The 16,635-nt window shown below is 48.2% G+C and carries 19 protein-coding genes; 11 read left to right on the forward strand and 8 right to left on the reverse strand.

Annotated features, from left to right (window positions below):
• The coding region (locus tag H575_RS05375; RefSeq protein WP_162139399.1) for an IS1634 family transposase at nt 1-800 on the reverse strand (800 nt) is incomplete at its 3' end.
• A 168-nt stretch (nt 801-968) separates the two neighbouring features.
• Nucleotides 969-1,718: an N-acetyl sugar amidotransferase gene (locus H575_RS05380; RefSeq protein ID WP_281166568.1), complete on the reverse strand. Its 750-nt coding sequence runs from the start codon at nt 1,716-1,718 to the stop codon at nt 969-971.
• A gap of 396 nt (nt 1,719-2,114) precedes the next feature.
• Here H575_RS05380 and H575_RS05385 point away from each other — a divergent pair, with 396 nt between their 5' ends.
• Genes H575_RS05385 through H575_RS05400 form a run of 4 tightly spaced genes read left to right on the forward strand, consistent with a single transcriptional unit; the run spans nt 2,115 to nt 6,193 of the window.
• The gene (locus H575_RS05385; RefSeq protein ID WP_281166569.1) at nt 2,115-3,560 is read left to right on the forward strand and encodes a flippase; all 1,446 of its coding nucleotides are present in this window, start codon (nt 2,115-2,117) and stop codon (nt 3,558-3,560) included.
• 43 nt (nt 3,561-3,603) lie between these two features.
• A complete protein-coding gene (locus tag H575_RS05390) occupies nt 3,604-4,374 on the forward strand; it encodes a metal-dependent hydrolase (RefSeq protein ID WP_042699112.1) in 771 nt (256 codons plus the stop codon).
• A gap of 32 nt (nt 4,375-4,406) precedes the next feature.
• Nucleotides 4,407-5,606 (forward strand): threonine synthase, encoded by a 1,200-nt coding sequence (thrC, locus tag H575_RS05395; RefSeq protein WP_042699115.1) that lies wholly within the window; start codon nt 4,407-4,409, stop codon nt 5,604-5,606.
• Between the two features lie 8 nt (nt 5,607-5,614).
• On the forward strand, nt 5,615-6,193 hold the full coding sequence (locus H575_RS05400; protein ID WP_042699118.1) for a DUF5803 family protein: 579 nt from the start codon (nt 5,615-5,617) through the stop codon (nt 6,191-6,193).
• Between the two features lie 137 nt (nt 6,194-6,330).
• On the opposite strand, the gene H575_RS05405 is transcribed toward H575_RS05400, so the two are convergent.
• From H575_RS05405 to H575_RS05425, 5 genes are all read right to left on the reverse strand, one after another.
• A complete protein-coding gene (locus tag H575_RS05405) occupies nt 6,331-7,221 on the reverse strand; it encodes a thiamine pyrophosphate-dependent enzyme (RefSeq protein ID WP_042699121.1) in 891 nt (296 codons plus the stop codon).
• Nucleotide 7,222: 1 nt separating this feature from the next.
• Complete coding sequence (locus H575_RS05410) at nt 7,223-8,380, reverse strand: transketolase C-terminal domain-containing protein (RefSeq protein ID WP_042699124.1); 1,158 nt, start codon at nt 8,378-8,380, stop codon at nt 7,223-7,225.
• Nucleotides 8,381-8,647 (reverse strand): 4Fe-4S binding protein, encoded by a 267-nt coding sequence (locus H575_RS05415; protein WP_042699127.1) that lies wholly within the window; start codon nt 8,645-8,647, stop codon nt 8,381-8,383.
• Nucleotides 8,647-9,195, reverse strand: coding sequence for a pyruvate ferredoxin oxidoreductase subunit gamma (locus H575_RS05420; RefSeq protein ID WP_042699131.1), 549 nt, complete (start codon nt 9,193-9,195; stop codon nt 8,647-8,649). Before H575_RS05420 ends, H575_RS05415 begins: the two co-directional genes overlap by 1 nt.
• 104 nt (nt 9,196-9,299) lie before the next feature.
• Nucleotides 9,300-10,184 carry a methanogenesis marker 12 protein gene (locus H575_RS05425; RefSeq protein WP_042699134.1) on the reverse strand — a complete coding sequence of 295 codons (885 nt, stop codon included), beginning with the start codon at nt 10,182-10,184 and terminating at the stop codon, nt 9,300-9,302.
• A 65-nt stretch (nt 10,185-10,249) separates the two neighbouring features.
• Between H575_RS05425 and H575_RS05430 the strand changes: the two genes are divergently transcribed.
• Nucleotides 10,250-11,002 (forward strand): DnaJ C-terminal domain-containing protein, encoded by a 753-nt coding sequence (locus H575_RS05430; protein ID WP_042699136.1) that lies wholly within the window; start codon nt 10,250-10,252, stop codon nt 11,000-11,002.
• Between the two features lie 3 nt (nt 11,003-11,005).
• Nucleotides 11,006-11,725, forward strand: a complete 720-nt coding sequence (locus tag H575_RS08950) for a hypothetical protein (protein WP_052319979.1) — start codon at nt 11,006-11,008, stop codon at nt 11,723-11,725.
• Nucleotides 11,726-11,729: 4 nt separating this feature from the next.
• On the opposite strand, the gene H575_RS05440 is transcribed toward H575_RS08950, so the two are convergent.
• Entirely contained in the window at nt 11,730-12,956 is a 1,227-nt protein-coding gene (locus H575_RS05440; RefSeq protein ID WP_042699138.1) for an adenosylhomocysteinase, read from the reverse strand.
• A gap of 97 nt (nt 12,957-13,053) precedes the next feature.
• Here H575_RS05440 and H575_RS05445 point away from each other — a divergent pair, with 97 nt between their 5' ends.
• Genes H575_RS05445 through hisI form a run of 5 tightly spaced genes read left to right on the forward strand, consistent with a single transcriptional unit; the run spans nt 13,054 to nt 16,574 of the window.
• On the forward strand, nt 13,054-13,902 hold the full coding sequence (locus tag H575_RS05445; protein WP_042699140.1) for a patatin-like phospholipase family protein: 849 nt from the start codon (nt 13,054-13,056) through the stop codon (nt 13,900-13,902).
• Nucleotides 13,903-13,908: 6 nt separating this feature from the next.
• Entirely contained in the window at nt 13,909-14,763 is an 855-nt protein-coding gene (locus H575_RS05450; protein ID WP_245554496.1) for a patatin-like phospholipase family protein, read from the forward strand.
• Nucleotides 14,764-14,818: 55 nt separating this feature from the next.
• Complete coding sequence (gene hisF / locus H575_RS05455; RefSeq protein ID WP_042699143.1) at nt 14,819-15,625, forward strand: imidazole glycerol phosphate synthase subunit HisF; 807 nt, start codon at nt 14,819-14,821, stop codon at nt 15,623-15,625.
• On the forward strand, nt 15,625-16,200 hold the full coding sequence (locus tag H575_RS05460; RefSeq protein WP_042699146.1) for a class I SAM-dependent methyltransferase: 576 nt from the start codon (nt 15,625-15,627) through the stop codon (nt 16,198-16,200). Before hisF ends, H575_RS05460 begins: the two co-directional genes overlap by 1 nt.
• 2 nt (nt 16,201-16,202) lie before the next feature.
• Entirely contained in the window at nt 16,203-16,574 is a 372-nt protein-coding gene (hisI, locus tag H575_RS05465; RefSeq protein WP_042699149.1) for a phosphoribosyl-AMP cyclohydrolase, read from the forward strand.
• The last annotated feature ends 61 nt before the right edge of the window (nt 16,575-16,635 follow it).

Genomic DNA, 16,635 nt, shown 5'->3' on the forward strand with positions numbered 1-16,635 from the left:
GAAAGCGCGATCGTAAACCGCAATCCATGTGCATACAGATCAGAAACGTTTGTCTTGCTGCAAAAACCTCTGTCCATCACCAGATGCAGTTTCTTATACGCCAGCCAGTCAAACACCGTCAGATTCTGCTGTAATGTGGAGACATCATGAATACTTCCCGGATACGTATGGAAATACACCGGAATACCCGTTTTTATGCCGACAACCATGCCAAGATTGACCTGTTCCAGGTTTTCTTTGTCCCGATTGTATCCGTATTTGACCGTTTTGATAAGGCTGCTGTATGATGAGATGGAGGTGATGTCTAAGGCAAAGTATTCGTTTTCCCGGATTTTGTGTGCCCAGTACTGGAAAAATTCCATCTGGGTGTCCCGGTTGAAGTCAGGAAGCATCTCAAAGATCCGCTGTGCGGGGAAGCGTTCGTTGAGCGGGGTGATGTTGCGTTCTGTCCACTGTTCACAGTGCGATAAGGCGTTCCCTTCAGCAAGGAGGTAGTAAGCACAGGTCAGGAGTTTCTCCCAGTGGTTAGGATAGACTTTTTTCAGTGCTGAGACCAATCCGGTTTTTTCTCCCGCATGATCAAAGAGCAGGCTGCATCCGGCAGATTTTGCGATTGCGGTTTGTTTCGTGCTTTCTTTTCGTTTTCTGTTGGGAAGGATTTCCCCGGTTTCGGGGTCGAAGTGGCCGATGACTTTTCGGTCGCAGATGCAGGTTTTTCTTTCTTTGTCCCAGCGGGATGTACTTTCTACAGCATAGGTTTTTCCGGTTTTTTTGTCGTACTGTTTGATGATGGAAGTCATTTTTTGAGGGGTGGTTTTGTTTGTAGATATATTGGTCATCCATAGATAAAAACATATCTTTAACTATGAATGGGCGCGAGGAGTTGGCACTTGAATCTGGGGTTTTTTTGGAAAAGAGGGAGGATTTGGCGGGGAGCGGGGGTGGTCTAGGTTAAGAGAAGCGGGGGATTAGGATGCAAATTTATAATTCGCATAACTATTCCATGGAAGGAAATAAGAGACATACATTGGATCAAGCAGATCCATTTCTGATTTAGATGGTGCTTTTGTCATCTCTAAATCTTTCATTGAAACACCGGTGTTGGCGATCAATTCATTTAAATCAATATCTGATGCCACACCGTTTGAAAGCTGATTTTTTGCAGAATATGTCTCAATATAATCTGCACCCCCATACTCATAGCTTACATTTTCTCCATATACGAGAAGAGGTGTATTGAATTTTACTGCCATGTGCATGGGATACGTATATATGAGACGATCGATAAACCACGTTGGTTTACCATATTTTTCAAAGGTATAACGCATTAGTTTTTTCTGTGTCTTAATATCAGGTTTTAAACTAATAATATTGCACCCAAATTCGTCTGATATATTTTTCAGATTGTGTTTTCCCGCCTCCGTCATCGGGAAATTATCTTCAACACTAAAAAGAATGGGATTCATGCCCATTACTTCTTTCATCAGATGAACCTGATAATGACTGTCTTTGCCTCCACTTACTGCAATTGCGCAGTCATATGCGTTTCCATTGATTCCCCGGTATTTGTCACAGAGTTTTTCGAATTCTTTAAATCTGGCATCCCAGTCTATGGTCTTGCGGCGTTCATATGACTGACAAGCTGAACATACGCCATTTTCATCGAAAGTGATTCCCGGACGTGTTGACGGCATAACACATTTAGTACAATACTTCATTTAGATTACCTTAGACAGTTGTTTTGAATATTATGATACATATGGCTTACGATAGTGTGTTGCGTGTTAGCAGTTTATTGGGAGATTCTACATGAAGTTTTGAAGAATCGCTATAATTTTATAATGTCCCTGTTGGTATGAACTTTCGAATTTTTGCCGAGATACATGTTCAAATTCAATTATAATATTTTTTTGATAGAGCAATAAGTTGTCTGTAATAATGAAGTATGCCCCAACACCTTATATTACATTGAGTCTGTCTAACGGATTGACATATTAATTGGACCGACTCATAATCTCTTTCTGGTTAATAGTATACTTATTTCATCTTAATCAGCACATATATTAGAAATACTCATTCAGTATCACATGTCTATCTCTCAGATATCCAAAATCATGCGTATTCCGGTAATACAACGTCAGAGTACCCTCTATCTCCTATCGACAATATGTATCACCTTTTTTGGATTCATCTCCACCATGCTCTTTTCTCACCTTCTTGGAAAAGACCTGATGGGTGTTTACTACCTTTTCCTCGCATATTATGGGGTATTCAACATGATCGGCGACGGAGGATTTGGGCAGGCGGCGGTTAAACGAATCTCCGAAGGAAAAGAACAGAATGAATATCTCACGGCGTATGCCTCGCTTCGTGCCCTTCTCATCATAGTGTCGACCCTGATTCTTCTTCTGATCAGTCCGTATTTTGTCGATCTGCAGTCATATGATTTTGTTCTATGGATCATCATTGCGCTTACTGCTTCATTTTTTGGTCATACGGTAACATATGGGATTTATGGTCTTGGTCATGTGGGAATATACAGCATTGCAAACGGAATCAGTGAGTTTCTCAGGATAGTATTTCAAATCGGAGCTGTTCTTTTAGGGTTCTCTGTTTTCGGATTATATGGGGGATTCATTGCGGGTATTATCATTTCCGGAATTATCTGCCTCAAATACTTCACCTTCAAACCTGCAAAATTCAGTTTCCGTCACATCAGCAGCCTTGCCGTATATGGATTCTGGATTTTTCTAATAGGGACTGGTTCCATAGTTTTCGCTTATGCTGATACGATTTTCATTGGTTATTTTATGACTAATGGTGATGTGGGTGTGTACCGAACTGCCTATCAATTTACTTCAATATCAATCTTCATCTGTGCCGCAATTGCTACGACCCTCACCCCAAAGATAAGTCACTGGAGTGCAAATAATCAGATGGACAAAATAGCCCCTGTGGTCACACGTGGTATCACTTTTTCTCTGATACTGGCAGTTCCTGTTGCTTTTGGCGGGATCCTCCTCTCTGAACGCCTCCTCTACTTCTTCTACGGCGCTGATTTCGCCGCGGGTTCTACAGTATGTTCGATTCTTCTTGTCATGCAGATCATCGCGGTGTTCACCCTGCTTCTTGGCGTCGGGCTTACCGCCTCCGATCACGCCCGCCAGGCATTCTATGCCGCCGGTATTGCCGCCCTGCTTAATATTGTTCTCAATGTAACCTTGATCCCGATCTTTGGGATAAACGGCGCCGCGGTCGCAACACTGATAAGTTACACCCTGAACGCCATTCTGATCTCGCATTTCCTGAAACGCTACATCACCATCCGTCTTGAACTCCTCCCGATTGCCCACATCATCATAGCTTCCCTGATAATGGGCCTCTTTGTTTTCATTTACATGCAGTTCGTTTCTCTTGACAATGTTCTCGTGACCCTTATCCCGGTTATCATCGGCGCTCTCGTCTACGTCTTCGTATTACTCAAACTTGATCACGGCATTCGTGATGAAATTGCCGGCATGGTAACAACTTTCGGCCTGCCCTGGCCGAAATGGCTGTGACCCCTTCCCTTATTTCCCTATAAAAGAAATACTTCTCCAACAAATGAAAGGTATCACTCACATCACCCTCACTCTGGCAACGATGCTTGTTATCCTTGCGCCGTTAACTCCGTCTCTCCTCACATGGGAATCGATTCCGGCGGTGCTTCTTCTCCTCCTTGGCGCTTTCTTCGGCTCGCTCACCCCCGATATTGATAAAGGAAAGGAAGCTGCGATATATCATGCAGAAATTCCCGGAGCTGGCGGCAGAAAATTTCATCTCACTCCGGTATTCGGTTATGCCCTCTACTATACCTGCTACAAACCTCTTCAGGTTCTGTTCCGCATACTCTTCGGTAAAAAAATATATGCCGTACACGGACACCGCGAGCTTCCCCACTCGCCAATCGGGATAGTGCTCATCTCAGTTCTCGTAACGGCCTATATCTGGCTCATCTGCTTTGTGCTTTCATTCGTTCCGTATCTGAATTTTCTGTATAATAACCTCCTCATCTATGTGTTCGGCTCGGCATTTCTTCTGGGATGTTTCCTTCATTTACTCGAAGATACCTGCGATAATTCCGGGATCCATTACTTTTATCCGTTCAGTTTCAGCCGCCTTCGCGGCAGGATCAAAGGAGACGGGACTGATGTCCAGCCAAAGATCTTTGTCGTCATTCTGCTGACAGCTGCCGTTGTTCTTATTCCTCTCTCTATGACCCGCATTATTCCTCCGGAATTCGCTTATCCAACAGCACTTATGGTCCCGATCGTGCTCTGGGTCATCTTCCTGAAAGCGTCCGGCGTTCCTGCAAAAAAAGAGATCCGGGAATAAGCTTCTAATCCTGAAGAACCAAATATATATCCATGTATAAACTCGTCTGTGTACACTGCGGCGCCGAGTATCCCCCCGACGCGATAGTGTATAATTGTGAGAAATGCGGCCATCTGCTTGCAGTAAAATATGATCTGAGCAAGATCACGATCACCCACGAAGAGATTTTACAGCGCCCGATCTCCCTTTGGCGCTACAAAGAGTTCCTGCCGGTGAAAATCGAACCCGTCACCCTTCAGGAGGGAGGCACACCTCTGTATCATCTGAAAAAACTTGGTGAGGAGATGGGACTGACCAATCTATATGCAAAGCACGAGGGAATGAATCCGTCGGGATCATTTAAAGACCGCGGCATGACGCTTGGTGTTTCCATGGCAAAACAGCTCGGCAAAAATATCGTTGCCTGCGCATCCACTGGAAACACGTCAGCATCTATGGCGGTTTATGCAGCAAAAGCAGGAATGCCGGCTGTTGTTTTACTTCCTGCAGGTCACGTTGCTCTTGGAAAAGTTGCCCAGGCACTTATGCATGGAGCAAAGGTCATCTCGATTCGCGGCAACTTTGACCGCGCGCTTGAGATGGTGCATGAACTCTGTCTTTCCCACGGCATCTATCTGCTGAACTCCATCAACCCTTATCGTCTTGAAGGACAGAAGACCATTGGATTCGAGGTAGTCGATCAGCTTGGCTGCGTTCCGGATAGGATCGTTCTGCCGGTAGGAAATGCCGGAAATATTTCTGCAGTCTACAAAGGACTTTGCGAGTGGAAGGAGATCGGATACATTGACCGCCTTCCAAAAATGACCGCGATCCAGGCAGAAGGCGCAGCTCCGGTCGTTGCTGCGATCAAAGGTCAGCTTCCGGAAGTTATTGTTGAGCAGAACCCTGAGACGGTTGCCTCGGCGATCCGTATCGGTGCTCCGGTCAACGCTGAGAAGGCTCTCCGTGCGATACGCGAGACCGGCGGAACTGCAGAGTCCGTGACCGATGCCGAGATCCTTGCTATGCAGCGTGATCTTGCCAGATACGAAGGTATTGGTGTAGAACCCGCATCTGCAGCTTCAGTTGCAGGTATTCGCAAGATGGCAGAGATGGGACTTCTCGACAAGGATGAAAAGATCGTCTGCGTCGTGACCGGCCACCTGCTGAAAGACCCAGAAACCGTAATCAAACAATGCGCCCCGCCAATCGAGATCGATCCAACCATCGAAGCACTGCTTGCTGTATTGTAAGCATCTTTGTGATTCTGCTTGCTTTGTTTGCAGTCCCTGCGGCTGCAAACTCAGCAGAGTATTTTGTATCTGAGGACGGGACCGTTCTTACGGCGAATGCTACTCTTATCAACCAGAGTACATTTCTGCTGGTGAAACCCGGATTTTTAGGTGAGGAGATCGCCCTTCCGGTAGACAATCTGACGATCCAAAACGAGAGCGGTGTTGTCGAGTTTACCCAGAATGGAAAAACCGTCTCATTTCCAGCAGGGAACTATACGCTGAATTACTCTGCGAAGATCGAGAACGGGCTGATCTATCTGAGATATGCCGAGCCGTACAATGTATCCATCTATCTGCCGGAGAAGTTTCAGACAGGACATCTGATCTTAGGCACGGTTGGGAACGGAGGGGTCGTATCTTCATCGGACAACTCGTCCTATGGTTCGATGGTAACGTTTGAGAATACGAATACTGCCTCTCTCACGTTTTATGATGACGTGCGCGAACCTCTGCTCTATCTTTTCCTCGGGATATGGGGAGTTGTGTGTGTCATTGCCGGTGTCAGGTATTTCAGACTGAAAAGAAAGCCGATCAGGGATTTCTAAAAAAACGAACCCACCTCCTTTTCTTTTTGTTTTTTATTTACTCACGACTTCATTGATTTGTGTAAGCGTCGGCAAATGTATTTGGGTCAGGTGAACTGATTAAAAAAAGAGATTGGAAGTATTTTCTGATACTGATCTTATTCAATATCAATGCCGTATTTCTTGGCATTTTTATCTGCGATGGCCTGGATCTTTGCGATCTCGGCATCGTTTCTTACGGGTTTGAAGAGATGGCGGAAACGTTTCTGGGCTTTGAGATAATCATCGACCGGCACTCTCTTGACTTTCTTAACAGTCGCAAGCTCTCCGTCAATAACTTCGTAGTTGACCCAGAGTCCGCATTCGACTGCCATTCTGCCGATCTCCATCGTCTTGGCGCCGTCGAATCCCCATCCGGTGCAGCAGGGTGTGTGAACCTGGATATAGCAGGGGCCTTTTGTATTTCGTGCCTTTTCGACCTTTTTCATCAGATCCGCAGGGTAAGCCATTGATGCAGTGGCAACATAAGGTGACCCGTGCGCGACGAGGATCTGCGGGTAATCCTTCTTAGGGAGGTTGTTTCCGGTCGAGCAGACACCTGCGGGCGATGTGGTCGTGTCAGCGTCGTAGGGTGTTGCCCCTGAACGCTGGATTCCCGTGTTCATGTATGCTTCATTGTCGTAACAGATGTACGTGAAGTCATGTCCGCGTTCAAATGCACCGGAGATACAGAGCGTTCCGATATCCACCGTGGCGCCGTCCCCGCCGAAGACGAGGATCTTTTCGGTGTCCAGGCGTCCCTGCTTTTTGAGGGATGCTTCGATACCCGATGCTACTGCGGAAGCGTTTTCGAAGAGTGAGTGGATCCAGGGAGTTTTCCATGCGGTTTCCGGGTAAGGAGTGGAAAAGACTTCCAGACATCCCGTCGAGTTGACGACGATCGTGTTTTCGCCGTAGCCTTTCAGGATCATACGGACTGCAGATGATGCTCCGCATCCGCCGCAGGCTCTGTGCCCGCACTCAAAGTTTTCAATTGATCTGTCTACCATTTTAGAGCACCTCCTCGCGTAATCCGTAGAACATGTCGCCTTCACCTTTCTCAGCGAGTTCGACAATCTTTTTGATGTCTTTCTTTCTCACATCGCGGCCGCCGAGACCAAGGATGTAGTCGTAGACCGGTATGTTCGAACCATAACATGCCTCCTTGATTTCAATTGCGATGGCTCCTTTTGCACCCAGACTGACATTTTTATCGAGAACTGCGATGGTGTTGACATGAGCAAGAGCTTTTGCCAAATCAGTCGACGGGAATGGACGGAAGCAGCGGAGATTCAAGAGTCCGACCTTCTTTCCTTCAGCACGCATCTCATCGATCGCGTCTTTAACGGTCCCGCAGATCGAACCCATTGCAACGATCGCGGTTTCTGCATCTTCAAGTTTGTAACCGACGACGAGTTCAGAATAGTCACGACCGAACAGTTCGCCGAACTCTTTGCCGTATTTTTTGATGGCTTCTGCTGCGCGGTGGACTGCCTGGTCGTGTTCGTATCTGAATTCCAGATAGTATTCCGGTGTGGCATACATACCAAAGGAGATCGGATCCTTTGCATCCAGTTTCTGGTAGGGGTTGAATGGTCCGAGGAATGAGTCAACGAGTTCCTGTGACGGAAGATCGACCGGCTCATACACATGGGACAGGATGAATCCGTCAAAGCAGACGAAAGCCGGGAGCAGAATGTTATGATCTTCGCAGACTTTGTATGCGAGGATGTGCATGTCGATTGCTTCCTGGTTGTCTTCTGCATACAGCTGGATCCAGCCCGAGTCTCTCATCATGATGGAGTCCTGCTGATCGTTCCAGATCGAGAGAGGGGCGGAGATCGCGCGGTTTGCGATACCCATAACGATCGGGAGTCTCATACCAGCTGAGTTGAACACGACCTCGGCCATCAGGGCGAGACCCTGTGAAGTTGTGGCCGAGTAGACTCTGCTTCCTGCGGCCGATGCGCCGATACAGGCAGAGAGCGCTGAAAATTCAGACTCCACGCAGATGTATTCGGCATCAAGTCTTCCGTCCGCAACGATCGATGCGAGTCCTTCGACGATGTGGGTCTGGGGGGTGATCGGATATGCGGATATGACCTGCGGTCTGCAGAGACGGACGGTCTCCGCGATGGCGATCGAGCCCTCCATAATTTCCATCGTCATTTATTTTTCCTCCTTAATCATAGTGATCGCCTTCGCTTTGTCAGGACATTCTTCGGCACACATGCCGCATCCTTTACAGAAGTCAAGATCGATAGAATAGGTTTTGTCAGGATTCTGATTGATGCAGCCCTCCGGACAGATCAGCTGACATGTTCCGCATTTTGTACATTTTTCCGTGTCCATTACGGGGTAGAATACTCTCCATGAACCGGTTTTGTTGTTTCTGCTGTTTCCGGGACGTGCCGTACAGCCAATTCCAAGAGCCATTATACGCGTCCCTCCTTTACCATAGCATATGCACGTTTTGCTGCGGCGATATTGGTGTCTGCAAGTTTCTTGTCGAATCTCTCTTTGATTGCGCCTTCAAGAGCTTCGAGAGTGATCTCTCCACTTGCGGCGGCAAATGCTCCCATCAGAGTTGTATTGGTGATCGGGAGTCCTATTTCTTCAAGAGCGATCTTTGTCGCGTCAATGACGATCAGTTTGACACCTTTTGGGAGATTGTAGCCTGACCCGTCTTTCTCGGTGTTGATAATGGCGATACCGCCATCAGACATGCCTGCAAATACATTCACATCGCGAATAAGCGTGCTGTCCTGAACGATGATGTAGTCCGGCTCATAGATCTGACTTCGAAGGCGGATTTTTTCATCGCTGAACCGCACAAATGCCTGCACGGGAGCTCCGCGGCGTTCGACACCAAACGCCGGAAATGCCTGTGAATAGACGCCTGCGGTGAATGCTGCTGTTGCTATTAATTCTGCAGCAGTCACCGAGCCCTGTCCACCTCTTCCGTGGATGCGTAGTTCTCTCATAACACTTATATTTATCACGATTAATCAATATGAATTTACTGTTTGCAAATTTTTCCAAAAAAGACCGAACGTACGAAAAACAGATGCGGAGTGGGGGTGAATAATTATTTGCAGGGTTGTACAGCCGATATTCCCAATATCTCCTTTGCTCCGCCGAAAATATCTCTTGCCATAAGCGCGAGACCTTCGGATGCTGCCCATTCGTCATACACTATGACCGGCTTTTGGAGTAAAGCGGAGATCTCCTCTGCCAATTCAGGAGCAAGACTTCCAGCCAGGGCAATCGGAGCCTCGCGGGCAAGAAGAAGAAGTGAGGCGCATTCCATTGCAGCCCACATTGCGATAGCCGGCTTTTGATACTTCGCCTCAAGATGGTAGGAGGCACCCGCCGTAGTAAACGCCTCGTTGGCCGTACACGTTCCCTCATCGATTTTTCTGATCGCATCCACATCCAGGGCCCCATGCTGGGTTCCCGGCGCGAAGACGCATGCATCGAATGCTCCTGCGATCTTTCCGTTGATGACAAGAAGTGAAACGGTGTTCGAACTGATGTCGGATACGATAAAAGTGTCATGAAGCGTCTGTTTTGCAAGATAGGCGATCCCGAGTTTTTCCGGGCTTGTCTGATGGGAATACACTTTGAATCTGGGATCCGTATCAGACCCCCGGTGAATTCCCGGGATGACTACTGCGGGAATTCCTGATTCTTTTATGACATCGAATACCCGCGTCCCGCCGCCGATATGTTCACCGGCTCCGTCACGGGTGATGACCCCGCGGTTTTTCAACTGAGCAATCGGTGTTATTTTCGAAAAATTATCGCCCATAGAGTAGCATACGGCAAACCCATCTATCTCTTCAACGGGACAGAGTTTTTCGAGAGATGACAGTTCAAATTTTTTTGCCGCTTCTCTGGATATTTTGAGATGCCTGCCGTTTTCTGTTGCGAACCGAAGAGACGTTGTCCCATGGTCGACTCCGATATACATACTGGTATTGTATAGCTCGAATATGAGATAAGTTCTATCCTTTATAACGTCAATAGAATAAGCAAATGGGCGATTCCCACTATGATACGCTCGGCGTAGCCGAAAATGCTGCGCCGGAGATGATAAAAAAAGCCTATGTTTCTCTCGTAAAAGAGTTCCACCCGGATCATGCGGGTTCAAACGAGGACAAACAGCAGGAGTACAACGAGCGGCTGCTCAAAATAATGGCGGCCTATGAGATCCTCAGCAATCCGGAATCCAAAGCGGCGTACGATCAGGAGCGTGCCGGCATACCTGCGGCCCCTTCACCCCGCGGTAAAAAAATGTCAGGGATGCCCACAAAAAGCGGCGACATTGAAACGGAGTATCCTGTGTCCATGACGATTGCCGCGTATGGAAAAGGCAAGATCCCGATGAAGGTCGCCGGAGAAAAAGTCGTTATCAAAGTATACCCCGGAGTCAGGAGATACCGGATCGAGAACAAAGGCGTACCTGTCGAAGGAAAACCGCGCGGAGATCTGTATGTAACCCTTAAAGTGATCCCGGAAGAAAACTGGGAGATCGATGACGCTGCAAACGATCTGATATGCCGTCTGCAGATCCCGCCAAAAATCGCAGAACAGGGAGGGACGATTCCCCTCACTCTTCTCTTCAAGAAAACAATCAAAATCACTGTGCCTGCCGGTGTAAAAACAGGAGACCGTTTCGCCCCGCCGGAAGGAAAAGGTCTCGGAGTTCAGTCTCCGAAGAAAAAAGGCAACATCATCATCGAGGTTGAGGTTGCAAAGAAAAAAGGGCTCTTTGGGCTTTTTGGATAAAACATGACAGAAAAAAACGGAAATCTTACAGCGGCTGACTTTCATCACGAATTATACCGCAGATTTGATGCGGCAGCCGCCCGCGGAGAAGCACAACTCGAAGTCACGGCAGGAGAACTGCATAAAACACTCAAAGCTTCAAACAGGCTCTCGATGTGCAGCAACGCCCTGTACGATATGCAAAACATCGGCGATGCGATCCTCTCCGTCCCATCAGGCGGCGTCGGATCATCGCTTCTGATTCGGTATTCTCTGCCGAGAGAACGAGGCATCGATCTGGAAAAAAGCATCTATGAACGCTCAGCTGTCCTATCCGGTTATGAAATGCGGATGAAACGGTTTGCCGAAATCGCCGCGTTCCATCCGGTGTTCCGCGATCTTGAACCGATCTCCCGCCAGAAAAAATCCGAGACCGCGACCAGAAAACTCTGCGATATCACGGCCCAGGCTGCAGAACTTATCTGCAAACACCAGAAGATCCGTGCAGACAACACAAAGTTCGGGACACTCTGCGGTTCGATCGGCCGATCGGGCATTCTGAGTGATGATGCGTTATATGCTCTTGATTTTGTCAGGATCATTGGCAATTCCAATGCCCGCAAGATTCCTGATGAACATCTGCTGGTGCCGGCCGTATTTTCCTATGCCTCACATGCATTTCTGATCTTTGCAGAAGAGGTCGTAGAGAAGCGGCTGATCTGGAAAAAAGAAAAAGCTGAATAAAATATTATGTGCCGTGATTCCACGAGCACATGTACTCTTTCTGACTGCCGGACAACGAATCGATCGTTGCGCCGACTGCGGCAAGTTTCAGACGGGCAATATATTCATCGATCTCCGAGGGGATATCGTGGACTCCGGGCGACATGTTTTTCCCATTCTTTGCTATGTATTCAACCCCAAGCGCCTGGACAGCAAAGCTCAGATCCATGACTTCGACCGGGTGCCCCATGCCTTTCGGCGTAGCAAGATTGACCAGTCTTCCTTCCGCAAGCAGATGGATCTTTTTGTCTCCGACAACGTAGGTGTCGATCCCGTCACGGTGTTCGACTGATGATGCATGTTCCTCAAGCCAGGGAATGGATATCTCATTATTGAAATGACCTGCGTTTGCCAGGATCGCTCCGGATTTTAACAGAGGGAAGTGACGGTCGGTGATGATGTCGCAGTTTCCTGTCGTCGTGATGAACAGATCGCCAAGTTTTGCGGCCTCATCCATGCACATCACATCAAACCCGTCAAAGTGTGCCTGAAGGGCGCGGCGCGGGTCGACCTCTGTTACGATGACCCGTGCTCCAAGAGCGCGTGCTTTGGTGGCGACGCCTCTCCCGCAGTATCCGTATCCGGCAACGACCACGTGTTTTCCGGCAATCAGGACATTTGTTGTAAGCATAATGGAGGCGAGAGCACTTTCGCCGGTCCCGTGAACATTGTCAAAATAATGTTTCATCGGCGTGTCGTTTACCGACAATACGGGGAACTCAAGCTTTCCTTCAGCCTGCATCGCCTTCAGCCGGTGGATTCCTGTCGTCGTCTCCTCACATGCCCCGATGATCTGCGGGAGAGCATCCCTTCTGTCGAGATGGACCCGGTTGATCAGATCCATGCCGTCATCAATGGTCAGAGTAGGTTTTGCGTCCAGTACTTTATCGATCGCCGCGTAATACTCCTCGGTGTTGCAGCCTCTTTTTGCATAACAGGCGATGCCGCCTTCTGAAAGCGCTTCTGCCACATCATCCTGGGTGGAAAGCGGATTGCATCCGGTGATATACACCTCAGCTCCCCCTGCCTGCAGTGTTCGAACAAGACATGCGGTCTTCGCTTCAACATGCAGAGCCATCCCTATTCTCTGCCCTTTGAGAGGTTTTTCCTCTTCAAAGCGCTTTTTGATCGCCGATAATACCGGCATATACTGTGAAGCCCACTGTATTTTCAGTTCGCCAGAATGTGTCATGCCATAACAATTAGCTTTCCGGAGTATTATTCGTTGCTTGCAGGATTAGGTGCCTTCGGAAAATATACTATTCATAAGAGAGCACATTACTAACCAGATGTATTCTGCAGGACTGATTTTTGAAGGGGGCGGGATGCGCGGAGCATATACGGCCGGGGTCATCGATGCATTGATCGAAAACAAACTGGAATTTTCCTCCTGCTACGGGGTCTCTTCCGGGGCATGTCATGCTGCCAGTTATCTCTCCAAACAGCATGGCAGGGCATACAGGACGATGACCGAGCATATGGGGGACAAACGGTACTTCAGCTACTGGAATTTATTAACCAAAGGGGATCTTTTAGGTCCTGAAATGGTCTTCCATATAATCCCGGAACAACTTGACCCCTTTGATTATGATGAATATAATAAATATCCCGGCAAGTTTTACTCTGTTGCGACAAACTGTGAGACGGGCGAGGCTGAATATTTCCATCCGAAAATCATGGAAGAGGATGTAGAGATGATCCATGCATCAAGTGCTCTCCCGATCCTTGCCAAAAAAGTGAAAATCGGTGAGAACTATTATTTTGATGGAGGAATATCCGATTCTATCCCTATCAAACGTTCAATTGCCGATGGAAATACAAAGAATGTTCTTGTTTTGACGCAGGATGCGGATTATCAGAAGAAATATGACAAGTCGGTGCCCATTTTGAACATCTTCTACCCGAAGTATCCGAAGATGGTTGAGATGGTTGCTACCCGCCATATCAGATATAACGAGGCTCTGGAACTTGTTGCCGAAGAAGAAGCTGCCGGAAGAGCATTTGTCATCCGTCCAAAAAACCCGGTCGGTGTTTCCCGAATTAAGTTCAACAAGGAAAAAATTGCCCAACTCTATCACGACGGATATCATGATACGATAGATAAAATGGATGATCTGATCGCATTTCTGGAGAAGTAACCGTTTATGCGGATGTATTCTGCCGGACTGATCTTTGAAGGCGGGGGTATGCGCGGAGTATATACAGCCGGAGTCATCGATGCATTTCTGGACAATGATCTGGCGTTTTCCAGTTGTTACGGCGTATCCGCCGGGGCATGCAATGCTGCATCCTTCATCGCCAGACAGCGCGGGCGGGCATACCGGGTAACGACTGAGTATATCGGAGATAAACGATACTGCAGTATCCAAAATCTTCTGAAGACCGGGAATTTGTTCGGCCCCGATATGCTTTATCATATCATTCCCGAAGAGCTCGATCCGTATGATTATGAGGCTTTTACCCGATATACTGGTAAATTATCTGTCGTTGCCACGAACTGTGAAACAGGGAAAGCTGAATATTTCCATCTGAAAAATATGCGTGAAGAGGTGGACATGCTTCAGGCCTCAAGTTCACTCCCGCTCCTTGCAGAAATCGTCAGGATCGATGGGAAAGGATACCTTGACGGCGGCGTATCTGATTCTATCCCTCTTCAGCGTTCCATTGCAGACGGAAATTTCAAAAACGTCATCGTTCTGACTCAGGACGCTTCCTATAGGAAGGAGCCGATGAAGATCATACCGATTCTGAATCTTGTTTACAGAAAATATCCGAAATTCGTTCAGCAGCTTGCCACCCGCCATCTCCGGTATAATCAGACCCTGGATCTTCTTGCAAAGGAGGAGTCTGCAGACCGGGCGTTTGTGCTCCGTCCGAAAAAACCGGTGAAGATCGGCAGGATCGAGACAAACAAAGCGAAACTTGCCGCCCTCTATGATGACGGATACCGTGAAACGATGGAAAGAATGAATGATCTGATCGCGTTTCTGGAAAAGTGATCCATTCTCTTTTTTTTCAAACAGACTTTTCTCCAAAAAACGCCAACAGTATTCTATGGGACTTACCCGGCGAATCATCCCCTGTCTTGATCTGAAAGCTGGACGGGTGGTAAAGGGCGTAAATTTTGAAGGACTCCGCGATGCAGGCGATCCTGTCGAGCTTGCCGCACGATATAATGAGCAGGGAGCCGATGAAGTCGTATTTCTGGATATAGCTGCCTCCAGGGATAATCGTGACACCATGGTCGATGTGATAGGGCGCGCAGCCGACCAGCTTTTTCTCCCGTTAACGGTCGGCGGAGGCATACGCACGGTCAAAGATATCCAGGAGATCCTGCGTGCCGGTGCCGACAAGGTGAGTCTGAACACCTCTGCAGTAAAAACGCCGGAAGTAATCACGGAAGGTTCCCGGTTATTTGGAAATCAGTGTATTGTACTTGCCGAAGATGTCAGGAGAAATTATGAGATGCGTGAGGGGGTGACCCCTATCCGTCTTGCAGACGGGAGGGAATGCTGGTATGAAGTCGTTATCTACGGCGGGAGTAAGAGGACCGGGATCGATGCCGTTTCCTGGGCGCAGGACGCGGTGAAAAGAGGAGCGGGAGAGATACTGCTCACTTCCATGGAAACTGACGGCGTTAAGACCGGTTTCGATCTGGAGATCACTTCAGCCGTCTCGGAAAATGTCGATGTCCCGGTGATCGCATCCGGCGGGGTAGGAACTCTGGAGCATTTTTATGACGGGTTTGTCAAAGGAAAAGCCGATGCCTGCCTTGCGGCGAGCGTGTTTCATTACGGCGAGCTGACGATCCAGTCCGTAAAGGAGTATCTTGCATCACGGGGCGTTTTGGTCCGGCTGTAATGAGCTGGCAGACTGATTATCAGACGCGGGGTGCGAGGTGGGGAGGAGCTTCCTATCTTCTCCCGGAGATGCCTGCCGACGCTCTCATTCTTGAGACTGGGTGCGGGAATGGAAAGACACTTCGTTCACTTAGGCAAGGCGCGATCGGGATCGACATTTCCCCGGCAGCAGTGAGACTTGCCGGACCCTCGGCGATTGTCGGAGACATTCGCTCTCTTCCGTTCAAAGATTCGGTATTCGACATCATATTCTGCTGGCATGTTCTGGGGCATCTTTCATCTCTGGATCGCAATACCGCGGCCAGGGAGATGCTTCGGGTCCTGAAGCCTGAGGGTGTTTTATATTTCAAAGATTTTTCCAGAAACGATTTTCGCTATGGAAAAGGAACTGAAGTGGAATCGTCTTCATTTTTGCGGGGTGACGGGATCATCACGCATTACTTTGAGCCTGAAGAACTCGCAGATCTTTTCGGTCCGTCGGCTATCTCGACCGCATCCTGGGTCCTTCGGATAAAGGGCGTGGACAACCATAGAGAAGAGATCCTCTTATCTCATAAAAAAACCAATACTGAATAATTATGCCGGATCTTGTTCCTTCACTCACCTTTACGGACGGGCTCATTCCAGTAATTGTCCAGGATGCAAAAACACTTCAGGTCCTGATGTTTGCATTTGCCAATCAGGAAGCGGTATCCCTGACGCTTTCAACAGGGTATGCCCACTACTTCAGCCGTTCACGCGGTAAGATCTGGAAAAAAGGCGAGGAGTCAGGCCACCTCCAGAAGATCGTCCGGGTTTGTGTTGACTGTGATGAGGATTGTCTGTTATATCAGGTCGAGCAGACCGGGTGTGCCTGTCATGAAGGATATGTCAGCTGTTTTTTCCGGACGATCGACGGCGAGGTCATCCTTCCAAGATTTAAGGATCCGGCAGATATCTACTCCCGGTGAATCATTTACTGCGCCTTTTGGAACACTATACTAATATCCTATTGAAACCCCATAAATATTG

It is taken from the genome of Methanocorpusculum bavaricum DSM 4179, from assembly GCF_000430905.1.
GTDB lineage: Archaea > Halobacteriota > Methanomicrobia > Methanomicrobiales > Methanocorpusculaceae > Methanocorpusculum > Methanocorpusculum parvum.

Excerpts from the sequence above, each read along its gene's own strand:
- H575_RS05450 (WP_245554496.1), top strand. The coding sequence starts at position 13,909 with ATGCGGATGTATTCTGCCGGACTGATCTTTGAAGGCGGGGGTATGCGC.
- H575_RS05380 (WP_281166568.1), bottom strand. The coding sequence starts at position 1,718 with ATGAAGTATTGTACTAAATGTGTTATGCCGTCAACACGTCCGGGAATC.
- H575_RS05390 (WP_042699112.1), top strand. The coding sequence starts at position 3,604 with ATGAAAGGTATCACTCACATCACCCTCACTCTGGCAACGATGCTTGTT.
- H575_RS05460 (WP_042699146.1), top strand. The coding sequence starts at position 15,625 with ATGAGCTGGCAGACTGATTATCAGACGCGGGGTGCGAGGTGGGGAGGA.
- hisF (WP_042699143.1), top strand. The coding sequence starts at position 14,819 with ATGGGACTTACCCGGCGAATCATCCCCTGTCTTGATCTGAAAGCTGGA.
- H575_RS05440 (WP_042699138.1), bottom strand. The coding sequence starts at position 12,956 with ATGACACATTCTGGCGAACTGAAAATACAGTGGGCTTCACAGTATATG.
- H575_RS05405 (WP_042699121.1), bottom strand. The coding sequence starts at position 7,221 with ATGGTAGACAGATCAATTGAAAACTTTGAGTGCGGGCACAGAGCCTGC.
- thrC (WP_042699115.1), top strand. The coding sequence starts at position 4,407 with ATGTATAAACTCGTCTGTGTACACTGCGGCGCCGAGTATCCCCCCGAC.
- H575_RS08950 (WP_052319979.1), top strand. The coding sequence starts at position 11,006 with ATGACAGAAAAAAACGGAAATCTTACAGCGGCTGACTTTCATCACGAA.
- H575_RS05445 (WP_042699140.1), top strand. The coding sequence starts at position 13,054 with ATGTATTCTGCAGGACTGATTTTTGAAGGGGGCGGGATGCGCGGAGCA.
- H575_RS05425 (WP_042699134.1), bottom strand. The coding sequence starts at position 10,184 with ATGTATATCGGAGTCGACCATGGGACAACGTCTCTTCGGTTCGCAACA.
- H575_RS05410 (WP_042699124.1), bottom strand. The coding sequence starts at position 8,380 with ATGACGATGGAAATTATGGAGGGCTCGATCGCCATCGCGGAGACCGTC.
- H575_RS05420 (WP_042699131.1), bottom strand. The coding sequence starts at position 9,195 with ATGAGAGAACTACGCATCCACGGAAGAGGTGGACAGGGCTCGGTGACT.
- hisI (WP_042699149.1), top strand. The coding sequence starts at position 16,203 with ATGCCGGATCTTGTTCCTTCACTCACCTTTACGGACGGGCTCATTCCA.
- H575_RS05430 (WP_042699136.1), top strand. The coding sequence starts at position 10,250 with ATGGGCGATTCCCACTATGATACGCTCGGCGTAGCCGAAAATGCTGCG.
- H575_RS05385 (WP_281166569.1), top strand. The coding sequence starts at position 2,115 with ATGCGTATTCCGGTAATACAACGTCAGAGTACCCTCTATCTCCTATCG.
- H575_RS05415 (WP_042699127.1), bottom strand. The coding sequence starts at position 8,647 with ATGGCTCTTGGAATTGGCTGTACGGCACGTCCCGGAAACAGCAGAAAC.